The sequence below is a fragment of the Ruegeria sp. BE10 genome (assembly GCF_056538905.1).
Window position 1 is genome coordinate 240,841 of sequence record NZ_JBQFTX010000005.1, and the last position, 12,394, is coordinate 253,234.

The following is a 12,394-nucleotide window of genomic DNA, read 5'->3' on the forward strand; positions in this document are numbered from 1 at the left end:
TTGGTTAGGCACAGTGCAAAACAACGAGGGCAGGCATGCACGATCTGGTCATTTTCGATTGCGACGGTGTTCTTGTGGACAGTGAACCGCTGTCCAATCAGGTGCTGGTCGACAATCTTGGACGGTATGGGCTGAACTTGACGCTGGAAGACAGTGTTGCGTTCTTTCTTGGGGGTACAATGACCGGAGTGCGCGACAAGGCCCGCGCGCTGGGCGCAAACCTGCCCGAAGATTGGGTCGATGAGGTTTATGCAGAAACCTATGATCGTTTGCGGCAGGGCGTGGAACTGGTTTCGGGTATTCCGGAACTGCTGACCGCGTTGGATGCCAAGGGCATCCCCTTCTGTGTGGCGTCAAATGGAAGTCCCGACAAAATGCAGATCACTCTGGGCCAGAACGGTTTGTGGGAGCGTTTTAGCGGCGCAATGTACTCCGCCCATGTCTTGGGAACCGCCAAGCCTGATCCGGTCATGTTCCAGACGGCCGCCGATCAATTCGGGGCCACCGCACCAGTGGTGATCGAAGACAGCCAGAACGGCGTAATGGCAGCCAAACGCGCGGGCATGCGCTGTCTGGCCTACGCGCCGCATGGGCAGGGCGAGAAGCTGGCGGAACTTGGGGCCGAAGTCTTTACCGATATGGCCGAGGTCCCGACGCTTTTGGGAATCTGACCCGGACGTGCTAGCATTCGGGGCATGGACCGTACCTTAAATCCCCCGATCTGGACCCTTTCAAAGGATACGGAATCGACTACCGGCCCCGAACGCAATCCCATGCGCGCACCGGTATTCATCCACGACGCAGTGACGCCGTGGCGGGATGAGACATTGCTGCTGAAGCTATTGCGAGATCAGGCCGTCAATCAGGACGAATAGGTTGGGTGAAACTTGTTGCCCGGTGACAGGGTAAAGATCTCAACCCCATCTGCCGTGACACCCACCGAATGTTCGAACTGCGCCGACAGTGACTTGTCACGGGTCACGGCGGTCCAGTCATCGGCCAGCGTTTTGGTCTCGGGGCGGCCCAGATTGACCATCGGCTCGATGGTGAAGAACATGCCTTCTTCCAGCTTCGCTCCGGTCCCCGGACGGCCATAGTGCAGCACGTTGGGCGGGGCGTGGAACACACGACCCAACCCGTGGCCACAGAAATCGCGGACAACGCTCATCCGGTGCGCCTCGACATAAGCCTGAATCGCGTGGCCGATATCGCCGAAGGTGTTGCCCGGCTTGACCATCTCAATGCCTTTGAACAGCGCATCATGGGTCACCTGAATCAGACGCTCTGCCTTGCGGGGCAGTTTACCGGCCACGAACATGCGCGAAGTATCGCCGAACCAGCCGTCAACGATGACGGTAACGTCGATATTCAGGATGTCGCCATCCTTCAGGCGCTTGTCGCCTGGGATGCCGTGGCAGACCACATGATTCACGCTGATACAGCTTGCGTGCTGATAGCCCTTGTAGCCTATGGTGGCCGACGTTGCGCCTGCATCCTCGACCATCTGAGTGATCAGGCGGTCGATCTCACCGGTTGTTTGGCCGGGAAAGACATGATCCGCAATATCGTCGAGTATCCGCGCCGCCAGTGCCCCTGCCGCGTGCATGCCGGCAAAGTCACCCTGTTCATAGATGCGGATGCCATCCTTGGTCAGACGGCCACGATGTTCTTTCATGGATGCGAGGCTCCAAATGTTTCGCGCAGCACTCCTTTTACGCTGCTTGTGCAGAAAGTACCAGAGGGCGTTGGGTCGTAATGTCAAGTCCGCGCCCGGTCTGGTACCTGATCGCATATAGACCCTCAGGTAATTTTCAACTAGCACAAAGCAAGGCTGCGCGGGTGCGCGAAACAGGAGAAGGCGTGCAAATGCAAAGAAAAGCAGACCAGTTGAGGGCCGAGATCACCAATATCAGCGCGCTTCTCCAGGCTGGTCGGCTGGATCAGGCCTTTAAACGCGCCACCAAGGCGGCCAAGAAATGGCCTAAGGCTGCGGCGTTGCCCCGAATTGCCGGTCTGTGCGCAATTCAGCAGCAGAACTTCAAGCAGGCCCAGATTTATTTTGAACGCGCTTGGCGGCTGGACCCCGGCAATGCCGAACTGATCCAGAACTATGGCCTGAGCTTGATTCAAGGCGGCGAACCGGCTGCTGCCTTGAAGTTTCTGGAAAAAATCAGCGCACGTGGTCCTCTCAGCCCGGCGCAGCTGTTCATTCAGGCGTTGGCCCTGCTGCAAGAGCAAGAAGCGGAAATGGCCCTTGTAGCCATCGAACAAGTCCTGAAGCGCGAACCCGCCAATGTGAATGCGCAAATTCTGAAGGCGGACATTCTGGACGCGTTGCAGCAATGGGATAGTGCTGTAGACATGTTGAATACGCTGGTTCGAAAAAACCCGCGGTTTCTTCCCGGCCTGTTGCGTCTTGCCAGATCTCAGTTGGGTTTGGGCCAGCTTGGCGAGGTGTTAAAGAACCTACGCGCAGCCCTGGTGCTAGCGCCTGGTCACCCCGAGGCGCTTGAGATGATGGCGGGGTTGCCCAACCTGACCTTCGAGGATGCCGCAACGCTGAAGACGCAGATCGCAGCTGCGCTGGAGCGCGGCGTGCCAAACCCTAAGGATGCTGTGATGGTATGCTTTGCTGCGGCCAGCCTGGCACGCCGCGAAAAGAACACACCGCTTGAAATGCAGCACCTGTCTGAGGCTCATTTGATGCAGCGTGCGGGGTTTGACTCTTGGGAAGAACGCAGCGTGCAGGAATGCGATAAACGGCTGGCTGCGCCATTGCCCGCTGCCCAGCCCAAACCATCCAAGGGCAGTACCCGGCCGATTTTTGTGGTTGGTCTACCCCGGTCGGGCACCACGCTGGTCGAGCGTATTCTGGGCCGTCACTCTGCTGTTCAGGGTTTGGGTGAGCTGGCATCAGTACACCAATGGGCCAGACAGGCCGAAGCGCAACCACCCGAATGGCGCGAGGCTCATAATCTGGCCGATTTCTACACGGGTAAGCTGCCTTCGTTGACAAATGGCGCAGTGGCTTTTGTGGACAAAGCACCGGGCAACTACGCTTTTTTGGGTGAGATTGCGCAAGCTTTCCCCAATGCCGTGATTTTTAACGTGCTGCGAGACCCGCGCGATGTCGCGCTGTCCATGTGGCGCGCGAATTTTGGCGCGGGCGGGTTGTATTTCACCCATGACCTGGACTGGATGGCGGCCGAGGCCAACCGGTATCAGCGCTATATGCGGCACTGGCACAAGGTACTGCCCGGGCGCATTCACGACGTTCGGTACGAGACGTTGGTAGGCAATCTGGAAGAAACCGCAAAAGAACTGGCTCAGATTTGCGATCTGTCCTTTGAGGACGCGATGCTGTCACCGGACAAGTCCCCGAACGCGATTAAGACGGCCAGTAACCTACAGGCGCGCAAGCCGGTCAATGCCGCCTCGGTCGGGGGCTGGCAGGCGGTGACAGATGAGTTCGAGCCGTTTGTGAACGGCCTGGATGCCGAGTTGTGGGCAGAGTTTCTGGATGCGCCAGGCGATGCTGAGGAACAGCAAGCCTGAAACCGGTTGCGCCCTCAACCATTGGGGCCGCTTCGGTTCAGTCCCTTGCGGGCAAACGATCGCGCGCAAGCGCAGTCCAGAAATCGACCCCCAAGGGTAGCAATTCATCATTGAAATCGTAATCGCTGGAGTGCAGCGGTTGCCCATGCGGTCCGGTTTCGCCATTCCCCATCAGCAGAAAACAGCCCGGAACGGCCGCGCTGAAATGGGCGAAATCTTCGGAAAAGCTCATGGGCTGGCGGTCGGGGATGGTGTCGGCGCCGATGGATTGTGCGGTCCGAACAACGGCCTGTGTGGGTTCCTCGGCATTGATTGTTTCGATGAATTCCGTGTTGAACATGACATCGACCGAGACCCCGTGGGCGATGGCCACACCGCGTGCGATTTCGCGCATCAGGCCCTCGATAGTGATGCGGTCTTCGGGGCTGCGGGCGCGGACGTCGCCTTTCAAGGTCGCATGTCCCGGCAGAACATTGCGCTGCCCATCGGTCAGAAACTCGGTCACTGACACCACGGCCCCGGCACCGGGGGCAAGTTTGCGCGATACGATGGTCTGCAATGCCTGCACCATGTCCGCGCCAATGGTGATCGCATCGCGCCCTGCTTGCGGCATCGAGGCATGACCCCCCTGACCGGTGATGGCAATCTCGAACAGGCTTTCTGAGGAACAGATCAACCCGGTCCGCGTCGATATCTGCCCGACAGGGGCACCGGGAAGGTTGTGAATGGCATAGATCTCGTCCACCGGAAACTGTTCCAGAATCCCTTCATCAATCATCGCCCGCGCGCCGAGCCCATGTTCTTCATTGGGCTGGAACAAAAAAACTATAGTGCCATCGAAACCGGGATCAGCAGCCAGTTCTTGCGCGGCGCCCAGCAACATGGTCATGTGGCCGTCATGCCCACAGGCATGCATCACGCCGTCGGTCTCCGAGGGGTAATCGTGCTGGCTGGTCTCATGAATCGGCAGGGCATCCATATCAGCGCGCAGCCCGATGGCCCGGTTGCCTGGACCCGCCTTCAACACCCCCACGACGCCGACGCCCTCGTGAACGTCCAATCCGAGATCGCGCAGAAATTCCGCTACTTTGGCCTTGGTACGTGTCTCATCGAACCCAAGTTCCGGAAAGCGGTGAAAATCTTGCCGCAAGGCAACTAGCTTTTCTTGATTGGACTCCAAGTGCGTTCCCCTGACTGGTTGGTAAATCGTTGGTGCGGGTGACCCGGGCATAGTCAAACGCGCGGACCGGGAAATGGCAACGGGCGCAACAGATAAAATCCGGCCTTATCCGGGTTGCGCCCGAATCCTTTCGCCGACCGTGATTTCGGTGGGTGCAATGCGCGTGCCGTAAATCAGCCGCTCGACCCCTTGCCCCTGCGCGATCTCGAACGCGGCCGCGTAGGCTGGGTCGATATCCGCGGCCAGCGCGAACCGGTCGCAATCGGTGCGCTGCACCAGATACAGCATGATCGCGCGGTGCCCCTGCGCCGCCATCGCCGCCAGTTCACCCAGATGCTTGGTGCCGCGGGCGGTGACACTGTCCGGGAATTCGGCCAGTCCCGGTTGGCGAGACAGGGTGACGCTTTTGACCTCGACATAGGCATCTGGCAGGCCCGGTTGGGTCAATAAAAAGTCGATGCGGCTGTTTTCGCCGTATTTCACCTCGGGGCGGACGGTCCTATAGGCCGCAAGTTCCGGAATCTCACCAGCTTCCAGTGCCGCGCGCAGGGCTTTGTTGGGAACCGAGGTGTCGACCCCGGTAAAGTGTCCATTTTCATGATCGACCAAACGCCAGCCGTATTTCAGTTTCTTCTTCGGGTCGTCATTGGGTTCAAGCCAGGTTTTCTCGCCCGGCTCCGCCAGACCCATCATTGAGCCCGGATTGGCGCAGTGTGCGGTCACCTCGCGCCCGTCCTCCAACGTGCAATCGGCCAGGAAGCGTTTGTAGCGTCGGATCAGGCGGGCGGGGACAAGGGGGGTTTCAAATTTCATGCCTCAGGGCCTATACCTGCCCCAAAGGTCGATCAAGAGGGAGGCACGCGCCATGGCCAATCCAACCGCTGCAATGCTGGTGATCGGGGATGAAATCCTTTCAGGCCGCACCCGAGATGCGAATATGCATTACCTCGCCGGTGAACTGACCAAACATGGCATCGATCTGAAAGAGGTGCGCATTGTCAGCGACGACGCATCCGCCATTGAAACAGCGGTCAAGGCGTTGTCGGAAGCCTATGACAATGTCTTTACCAGCGGTGGGATCGGCCCGACCCATGACGATATCACCGCCGACAGCATTGCCCGTGCGTTCGACACGCCTATCGACGTGCGCGAGGATGCGCGCGCTTTGTTGCAGGCCCGCTATGACAAATCCGGGCAGGAGTTGAACGCGGCCCGCCTGCGTATGGCGCGCATTCCGGACGGGGCGGCGCTGATCGACAATCCGGTTTCGACCGCGCCGGGGTTCACCATTCAGAACGTGCATGTGATGGCCGGGGTGCCCTCGGTGTTTCAGGCGATGGTTGCCAGCGTGTTGCCCGGCCTGACCGGTGGCAGCCCGTTGTTGTCGCAAACCCTGCGCGTGGAACGTGGTGAGGGTGATATCGCGGGACCGCTGTCCACCTTAGCTGAAGATTTCTCGGACCTGTCCATCGGCAGCTACCCGTACCAGATCAACGGCGTGTTTGGGGCGAACGTGGTTGTGCGCGGCACAGACGGGGCACGGATCGACGCGGCTGTCACCCGGTTGGCGAAAGAGCTTGATCTGTGAGCGTCAACTGGTCCGACATCATTGACGGCACCTGGCCCGCTGCGGGCTATGAACGGCTGGGGCCGTTTCAGCTGCGACAAGGGCAGGGAGGCGGATCGCGGGTGTCAGCGGCCAGTGCACTGGGCCCGGTGACCGAAGCTGATATCAGCGCCGCCGAGGCTGCAATGCAGGCAATGGGGCAAAAGCGCCTTTTCTGTCTGCGTCCGGGGGATGAGGCGTTGGATGCTCAGCTTGCTTTGCGCGGGTATGCGGTAAAGGACCCGGTTAACATCTTTGCCTGCCGGGCAAGTCACCTGACCGATACACCGATCCCGCGCGTGATGGTCTTTCCAACACCGGAACCCCTTGCGATTATGCGCGAGATTTGGGCGCAGGGTGGAATTGGTCCGGCACGTGTTGCGGTGATGGAGCGGGCGAAGAGCCCGAAAACCGGGCTACTGCTGCGCCGCGACGATCAGCCCGCCGGTACTGTATTTGTCGCGATTCAAGACGGTGTTGCAATGGTTCACGCGCTTGAGGTTCTGCCGCAGCACCGGCGATACGGGTTGGGTGCCTGGGCGATGCGCGCGGCAGCCTTTTGGGCACAGGAAAACGGTGCCGAAAAACTCAGCGTGATCTGCACCAAGGCGAACGCTGCGGCCAACGGGCTTTATCACGCACTTGGGATGGAGATTGTCGGCGAATACCACTACCGTCAGCTTGTCCAAGGAGAGAGCCTGACGTGACCGACCAGAATATGCCCACCGCGCTGAATTTGCCGATGGTGGACCCGCTGCCGCCCGAGACGCAGAAGTATTTTGATATCTGTGTGGAAAAGCTGGGCTTTGTACCGAATGTGCTGCGGGCCTATGCGTTTGATATCGACAAGCTGAACGCATTTACGGCGACGTATAACGATCTGATGCTGGGCGACAGTGGGCTGAGCAAGCTGGAACGGGAAATGATCGCCGTGGTCGTGTCGGCGATCAACAAATGCTTTTACTGCCTTGTGGCCCATGGCGCAGCGGTGCGGCAATTGTCGGGCGATCCACAACTGGGTGAGATGCTGGTGATGAACTACCGTGTGGCGCCACTGGACCCGCGACAGCGCGCGCTGCTGGATTTCGCCGCCAAAATGACGACTTCCAGCGCCGAGATCGAAGAGCCCGATCGCCAACACCTACGGGATGTCGGGCTGACAGACCGGGATATCTGGGACCTTGCCAATGTCACCGGATTTTTCAACATGTCGAACCGGGTTGCCAGCGCTACGGCCATGGCCCCGAACGACGAATATCACGCGCAGGCCCGATGACCCGAATTGCCTTTCTGATCCTGGTGTTGCTGGCCGGACCGCTTGCCGCGCAAGACCTGACCCTGCCTAGCGGCGCACGTCAACTCAGCGACCGTGTCAGCCCCTTGGACAGTTACGATCTGCCAACTGGCCCCTTTGCCGATGGCAGCCTGCCCGTGCGCCACGTCGAAGGGCAGATTGAGCGCATCACATGGCGTGTGCAATCGGGCTCTAGCACCACGTTGCAATTGTTGGCGCCATTGCGTGAACAGATCATCGCGCAGGGCTATGAGGTTTTGTTCGAATGCGAGGCTCGGAACTGCGGCGGGTTCGATTTCCGCTTTGGGACCGAGGTGGTGCCGACCCCCGACATGTATGTCTCGATCCAGGATTACCGCTTCTTGGCTGCCACGCGCGGGGATGAGGTGCTGAGCCTGCTGGTCAGCCGCAACCCGCCCAGCGGCTATGTGCAGATGATCCGTGTCACCCCGGTTGGTGTCGCTGCTCCGCCGCCACTGGTGATCGAGGAAACGGTCAGTGGTTCGGACGGCCTGCTGAGCGAATTGGCCCAGAACGGGCATGTGATTCTGGACGACCTGCATTTCCGTACCGGTGAGATCACGCTGGGTGACGGGCCCTTTGCCTCTCTGGATTTGATTGCCGGGTATTTGGCCGACAATCCGGGTACGCGGCTGGCGTTGGTGGGCCACACAGATGATACCGGCGCGCTGGATGCTAATATCTCGGTTAGCACGGGTCGGGCGCAAGCGGTGCGAACCCGCCTGATCGAGGCGCATGGGGTTGCCGCCGACCGGCTTGAGGCGCGGGGGATTGGGTATCTGGCGCCGTTGACGTCGAACACGACCGCCGAAGGGCGCGACCTGAATCGCCGGGTTGAGGCTGTATTGCTGGTCAATTGATCGCACCGACTTAGGTCAGTGAGAGGACCAAGAGTGAAGGAGCCCGCCATGGCCGATCAGACACAAACCCCTCAGGCGTTGATCATCGGCGCGGGGGCAGGCTTGTCGGCCTCATTCGCGCGGGCCTTGGCTCGGGATGGATATGCGCTGCACTTGACCGCGCGCGATATCGCGAAACTGGAACCTCTGGTTGCCGAAACGGGTGCGACGCTTCATCAGCTGGACGGTACGGATGCCACGGGCGTGGCGGCGTTGGTCGCCGATCTGCCGGGTGAATTGCGTGTGGCCTGTTACAACCCCTCGGCCCGGCAGCGTGGTCCCATTACCGATCTGGACCCCGAAACGGTACGCAAGGCGGTTGAAGTAACGGCCCACGGGGCCTTTTTGTTAGGACAGGCCGCTGCCCGCCGCATGCTGGACCAGCCGATGCGGGACAACCGGCGCGGAACGATTCTGTTCACCGGTGCCTCGGCTGGGGTCAAAGGCTTTCCGCTGTCCGCACCCTTTGCCATGGGCAAATTTGCACAACGCGGATTGGCGCAATCCATGGCGCGCGAGTTGCACCCCAAAGGCATCCACGTGGCGTGGGTCAATATCGACGGTGGCATCCGCAATGCGTCCCGTCCGGAACGGGTTGAGGCCACGGACAACCCCGACAGCATGTTGGACCCGGACGCCATCGCGCGGGAATACTTGCATTTGGTACATCAGGACCGATCCGCCTGGAGCAACGAGCTGACCTTGCGTCCTTGGGTCGAGCGTTTCTAAAAGACAATCAAGAAAAAAGACCCGCACTGATGCGCGGGCCGTCGAGGTTCACCGGGGAGATATTTCCTGTTACTTGCACTATCACTGGCAAAAGAGACGATTTGCCGACAAAACGAAGACGATCTGTGGTTGTTCTTCGACTAATCGCTTTCGGTTGGCTCTGACCGTCAGGGTTTCTGACTGCGACGTTGATTTCGCAAGCGCGCAATCAGGCCATTTTCCGCGATCCAGTCAGCATAGGCGTGATAGTCTTCGTCGGTCATAAGATGCTTTTCTTCCGTCTTGGCGCGCGCGTAATACAGTGCATTCACCCCCAACAACAAAATGCAGCTTTGAAGGGCGGCCGCTGGTCCGACGGCCGAAAGAAATGGCATGTAAAGCATCCACCACATGATGTTTTTGGACAGATAGGCAGGATGCTTGGAATAACGAAACGGCCCGGTCGTGATAATCCCGCGATGGGTCAGGTTTGAAAAACGAAGCCCGAACGCAGCGGTTGCCCAGGCATAGATTATGGCAAGCAACAGAATTACGCCGCCCCAAACAATCAAAAGCACAGGCTGATCCGACAGCCAATCCGTCCATGATTGCGTGCCTGCGCGATAGTCGAGCGGGCCGCCAGTGGTCATCAACGCGAAGGGGGGATAACACACCAGCGCCGCGACCCAGGCAGACAGATACGGGTTCGCAGTTCTAATATGTGAATCGAGAACCCGGAAGGTGCAGACATAGCCAATCGACCCGATGCACACATCCACAAGAAAGGAAACCTGGATCAAGAGCAGGATGAGCGAAACTGGATCGGCAAAAAAGCTCTCTAGATCCGCGTTGGTCACGAAACTGACGATCTGCGGTAGGATGGTGATCATGAAGGCCAGGAAAAACCCTTTGACCAGCCATGTCCTGCAATGGTCTTTGATCTTTTCAGAATCCACGACGGAAAGCTGCAGGGTGATCAGCTTACCAAAGTGCCAAAGTTCGTCGCGCGGTTCGACCATGTGGCGGGTGGTGAAGGCAATATAAGCTGGGGACAGAATCCAAATTATAGGAAACCACGCAAGGGTCAGTGCGCGAACCAGCTCGTATTTCGACGAGTCGTAGGTCGGAATGATCTGGTAGGCCATGGCGATGACGAAAAAGGTCGCCCCAAGGCCCAGGGTCTTTGTTACCGTGATTGAGACAACATCTGAAGAGTGCCTCCTGAGCCCATAATCCAATCCTGTTGAGGCGCGCAAATGGGCCTTGTCCAGCAGGATAGACGACACAATCATCGGAAGCGCGGCACCCGCCAACAACAACTGAATGGACTGCAACAACGGCGTGTCGAAATAGACGGCTGCCAATGTTGCTGCAAAAAGGCCGACTACGCCAATCAGGCCAGTGATTTCGCTTACGGCTGAAACCGGGGGCGTTTTCGACCCTGTTGACGATGCAGGACGTGCGTCGCCATCGGCGTGCTCGGTGCTATTCTCGGTCTGAATAGCTGTATTCATTTGTTCAGCCTGTTGAGCATCGGGTCAGTCCACCCAATCCATCAGGCCTTTTTCCGCAAAGGACTGAACCAGGAAATCGATGAACGCGCGTACTTTGGGCTGCGTGAAGCGGCCGGGTGGATAGACGGCATAGATACCCTGCACCTCATCGGGCAATGACGGCATCGCATCCAGTACCTCGCCGGATTTCAGCGCTTCGGCATACAGGTAGCTGGGCAGATATGCGATCCCCAGCCCCGAGATCGCGGCGTTCAACAGCGACTGACCGTCATTCACGCTGAGCCAACCGGCGGTGCGCACTTGTCTTTTTTCACCTGACGGTGCCGTCAACCTCCAGACATTGCCCGAGGATTGGCTCGAGTAATGCAGCAGCTTGTGTTCATTCAGATCGTCGATTTTCTGCGGACGACCGAATTTCTCGATATAGCTGGGCGCGGCGACCATCCGTTTCACGGTTTCGGTCAGTTTACGTGCGCGCAGGGTGCTGTCCTCAAGCTCACCAATGCGTACGGCGACGTCGAAGCCTTCGGAAATCAATTCCACGTAACGGTTGTTCAGAACCATATTCACGGTGATATCCGGGTACGCGGCCAAAAAGTCCGACAGCACCGGCGACAGATGGTTCACCCCGAAATCCGTCGCCACGCTGATTCGCAGCAGGCCAGAAGGTGCCGATTGCATTGAGGTGACCAGCGCATCCGCTTCGCCCGCGTCATTCAGTACACGGCGCGCGCGGTCGTAATAGGCCAGCCCGATCTCGGTCGGGGATACCCGACGCGTGGTGCGGTTCAGCAATCGTGCGCCCAGCCGTGCCTCAAGGCTTGATACATGCTTTGATACTGCAGATTTAGAAATACCCATCTTCTTGGCCGCATCGGTGAACCCACCCTGATCCACCACATTGGCAAAGGCTTCCATTTCGGTCAGTCGGTCCATACTCGTTCCCCGGGTGTTTTGTCTCTGCCTGACTTTGGCGCCCAATCTGGGCGGAAACGGGGCAGACATGGGATAATATCAGGGATTTTATTGCTATCGTTTGCAGATGGGAAACGCGGAAACAATAGTTTCCAAGGTGACTACACCCCAAAAAAGACAAAGGGTTTAGGGGCATTGGCGCGAATATGCTAAGATGAGAATGGCAAATTTGTGACCACGGAGGAGATCATGAAAGCCTTTTTCGCCCTTGCTGCCCTGTGCCTGTCCGCAACCCTTGCGTTGGCCGGTGGAGAAACGCCATCCAACCCCGAAGCAAAGGTTTATTTCGTCAATCTGGCGGACGGGGATACCGTCAAGTCCCCTGTGACGGTGGTCTTTGGTCTTAGCGGCATGGGCGTGGCCCCGGCTGGGACCGAGAAGGAAAACACCGGTCACCATCATTTGCTGATTGACCGCCCACCGCTAGGTGAGGGCGAAGACGGCGCGGATGAGCTGGCCTATGGTTTGCCCGCAGACGACAATCACCTGCATTTTGGTGGCGGTCAGACCGAAGTGGCGCTGGACCTTGCCCCCGGTGAACACACGCTGCAACTGGTGTTGGGCGATGCAGGCCACGTGCCGCATGCAACGCCAATTGTGTCCGAGGTGATAACGATTACGGTGGAGTAGTCACCAGAACTG

14 protein-coding genes are annotated in these 12,394 nt (G+C 58.7%); 9 read left to right on the plus strand and 5 right to left on the minus strand.

Annotation, left to right across the window (positions count from 1 at the left end):
* The first annotated feature begins 35 nt into the window (after positions 1 to 35).
* Positions 36 to 671 (plus strand): HAD family hydrolase, encoded by a 636-nt coding sequence (locus ACR0M2_RS13545; RefSeq protein WP_480705526.1) that lies wholly within the window; start codon positions 36 to 38, stop codon positions 669 to 671.
* 24 nt (positions 672 to 695) lie between these two features.
* Positions 696 to 875, plus strand: a complete 180-nt coding sequence (locus ACR0M2_RS13550) for a hypothetical protein (RefSeq protein WP_170349765.1) — start codon at positions 696 to 698, stop codon at positions 873 to 875.
* Here ACR0M2_RS13550 and map read toward each other — a convergent pair.
* A complete protein-coding gene (gene map / locus ACR0M2_RS13555) occupies positions 863 to 1,675 on the minus strand; it encodes a type I methionyl aminopeptidase (RefSeq protein ID WP_170349766.1) in 813 nt (270 codons plus the stop codon). The genes ACR0M2_RS13550 and map overlap by 13 nt on opposite strands.
* Positions 1,676 to 1,866: 191 nt before the next feature.
* Here map and ACR0M2_RS13560 point away from each other — a divergent pair, with 191 nt between their 5' ends.
* Positions 1,867 to 3,555, plus strand: coding sequence for a tetratricopeptide repeat-containing sulfotransferase family protein (locus tag ACR0M2_RS13560; RefSeq protein WP_480705528.1), 1,689 nt, complete (start codon positions 1,867 to 1,869; stop codon positions 3,553 to 3,555).
* 37 nt (positions 3,556 to 3,592) lie between these two features.
* On the opposite strand, the gene ACR0M2_RS13565 is transcribed toward ACR0M2_RS13560, so the two are convergent.
* On the minus strand, positions 3,593 to 4,735 hold the full coding sequence (locus ACR0M2_RS13565; RefSeq protein WP_480705530.1) for an amidohydrolase: 1,143 nt from the start codon (positions 4,733 to 4,735) through the stop codon (positions 3,593 to 3,595).
* A gap of 105 nt (positions 4,736 to 4,840) precedes the next feature.
* On the minus strand, positions 4,841 to 5,548 hold the full coding sequence (gene sfsA / locus ACR0M2_RS13570; protein ID WP_480705531.1) for a DNA/RNA nuclease SfsA: 708 nt from the start codon (positions 5,546 to 5,548) through the stop codon (positions 4,841 to 4,843).
* 52 nt (positions 5,549 to 5,600) lie between these two features.
* On the opposite strand from sfsA, the gene ACR0M2_RS13575 reads away from it, so the two are divergent.
* The 5 genes from ACR0M2_RS13575 to ACR0M2_RS13595 are packed head-to-tail and all read left to right on the plus strand — an operon-like array spanning position 5,601 to position 9,284.
* On the plus strand, positions 5,601 to 6,323 hold the full coding sequence (locus ACR0M2_RS13575; protein ID WP_480658566.1) for a competence/damage-inducible protein A: 723 nt from the start codon (positions 5,601 to 5,603) through the stop codon (positions 6,321 to 6,323).
* Positions 6,320 to 7,048 (plus strand): GNAT family N-acetyltransferase, encoded by a 729-nt coding sequence (locus tag ACR0M2_RS13580; RefSeq protein ID WP_480705533.1) that lies wholly within the window; start codon positions 6,320 to 6,322, stop codon positions 7,046 to 7,048. Before ACR0M2_RS13575 ends, ACR0M2_RS13580 begins: the two co-directional genes overlap by 4 nt.
* Complete coding sequence (locus tag ACR0M2_RS13585; RefSeq protein ID WP_170549945.1) at positions 7,045 to 7,617, plus strand: peroxidase-related enzyme; 573 nt, start codon at positions 7,045 to 7,047, stop codon at positions 7,615 to 7,617. Before ACR0M2_RS13580 ends, ACR0M2_RS13585 begins: the two co-directional genes overlap by 4 nt.
* Entirely contained in the window at positions 7,614 to 8,516 is a 903-nt protein-coding gene (locus ACR0M2_RS13590) for an OmpA family protein (protein ID WP_480705535.1), read from the plus strand. Before ACR0M2_RS13585 ends, ACR0M2_RS13590 begins: the two co-directional genes overlap by 4 nt.
* A gap of 48 nt (positions 8,517 to 8,564) precedes the next feature.
* A complete protein-coding gene (locus ACR0M2_RS13595) occupies positions 8,565 to 9,284 on the plus strand; it encodes an SDR family NAD(P)-dependent oxidoreductase (protein WP_170410774.1) in 720 nt (239 codons plus the stop codon).
* Positions 9,285 to 9,451: 167 nt separating this feature from the next.
* On the opposite strand, the gene ACR0M2_RS13600 is transcribed toward ACR0M2_RS13595, so the two are convergent.
* A complete protein-coding gene (locus ACR0M2_RS13600; RefSeq protein WP_480705537.1) occupies positions 9,452 to 10,777 on the minus strand; it encodes a methyltransferase family protein in 1,326 nt (441 codons plus the stop codon).
* 24 nt (positions 10,778 to 10,801) lie between these two features.
* Positions 10,802 to 11,713 (minus strand): LysR family transcriptional regulator, encoded by a 912-nt coding sequence (locus ACR0M2_RS13605; RefSeq protein ID WP_170349776.1) that lies wholly within the window; start codon positions 11,711 to 11,713, stop codon positions 10,802 to 10,804.
* Between the two features lie 228 nt (positions 11,714 to 11,941).
* On the opposite strand from ACR0M2_RS13605, the gene ACR0M2_RS13610 reads away from it, so the two are divergent.
* Positions 11,942 to 12,382, plus strand: coding sequence for a DUF4399 domain-containing protein (locus tag ACR0M2_RS13610; RefSeq protein WP_170349777.1), 441 nt, complete (start codon positions 11,942 to 11,944; stop codon positions 12,380 to 12,382).
* The last annotated feature ends 12 nt before the right edge of the window (positions 12,383 to 12,394 follow it).

Bases quoted from the DNA above. Each gene is read 5' to 3' on its own strand.
- ACR0M2_RS13545 (WP_480705526.1), top strand. From the start codon at position 36: ATGCACGATCTGGTCATTTTCGATTGCGACGGTGTTCTTGTGGACAGT.
- ACR0M2_RS13550 (WP_170349765.1), top strand. From the start codon at position 696: ATGGACCGTACCTTAAATCCCCCGATCTGGACCCTTTCAAAGGATACG.
- map (WP_170349766.1), bottom strand. From the start codon at position 1,675: ATGAAAGAACATCGTGGCCGTCTGACCAAGGATGGCATCCGCATCTAT.
- ACR0M2_RS13560 (WP_480705528.1), top strand. From the start codon at position 1,867: ATGCAAAGAAAAGCAGACCAGTTGAGGGCCGAGATCACCAATATCAGC.
- sfsA (WP_480705531.1), bottom strand. From the start codon at position 5,548: ATGAAATTTGAAACCCCCCTTGTCCCCGCCCGCCTGATCCGACGCTAC.
- ACR0M2_RS13575 (WP_480658566.1), top strand. From the start codon at position 5,601: ATGGCCAATCCAACCGCTGCAATGCTGGTGATCGGGGATGAAATCCTT.
- ACR0M2_RS13590 (WP_480705535.1), top strand. From the start codon at position 7,614: ATGACCCGAATTGCCTTTCTGATCCTGGTGTTGCTGGCCGGACCGCTT.
- ACR0M2_RS13595 (WP_170410774.1), top strand. From the start codon at position 8,565: ATGGCCGATCAGACACAAACCCCTCAGGCGTTGATCATCGGCGCGGGG.
- ACR0M2_RS13600 (WP_480705537.1), bottom strand. From the start codon at position 10,777: ATGAATACAGCTATTCAGACCGAGAATAGCACCGAGCACGCCGATGGC.
- ACR0M2_RS13605 (WP_170349776.1), bottom strand. From the start codon at position 11,713: ATGGACCGACTGACCGAAATGGAAGCCTTTGCCAATGTGGTGGATCAG.
- ACR0M2_RS13610 (WP_170349777.1), top strand. From the start codon at position 11,942: ATGAAAGCCTTTTTCGCCCTTGCTGCCCTGTGCCTGTCCGCAACCCTT.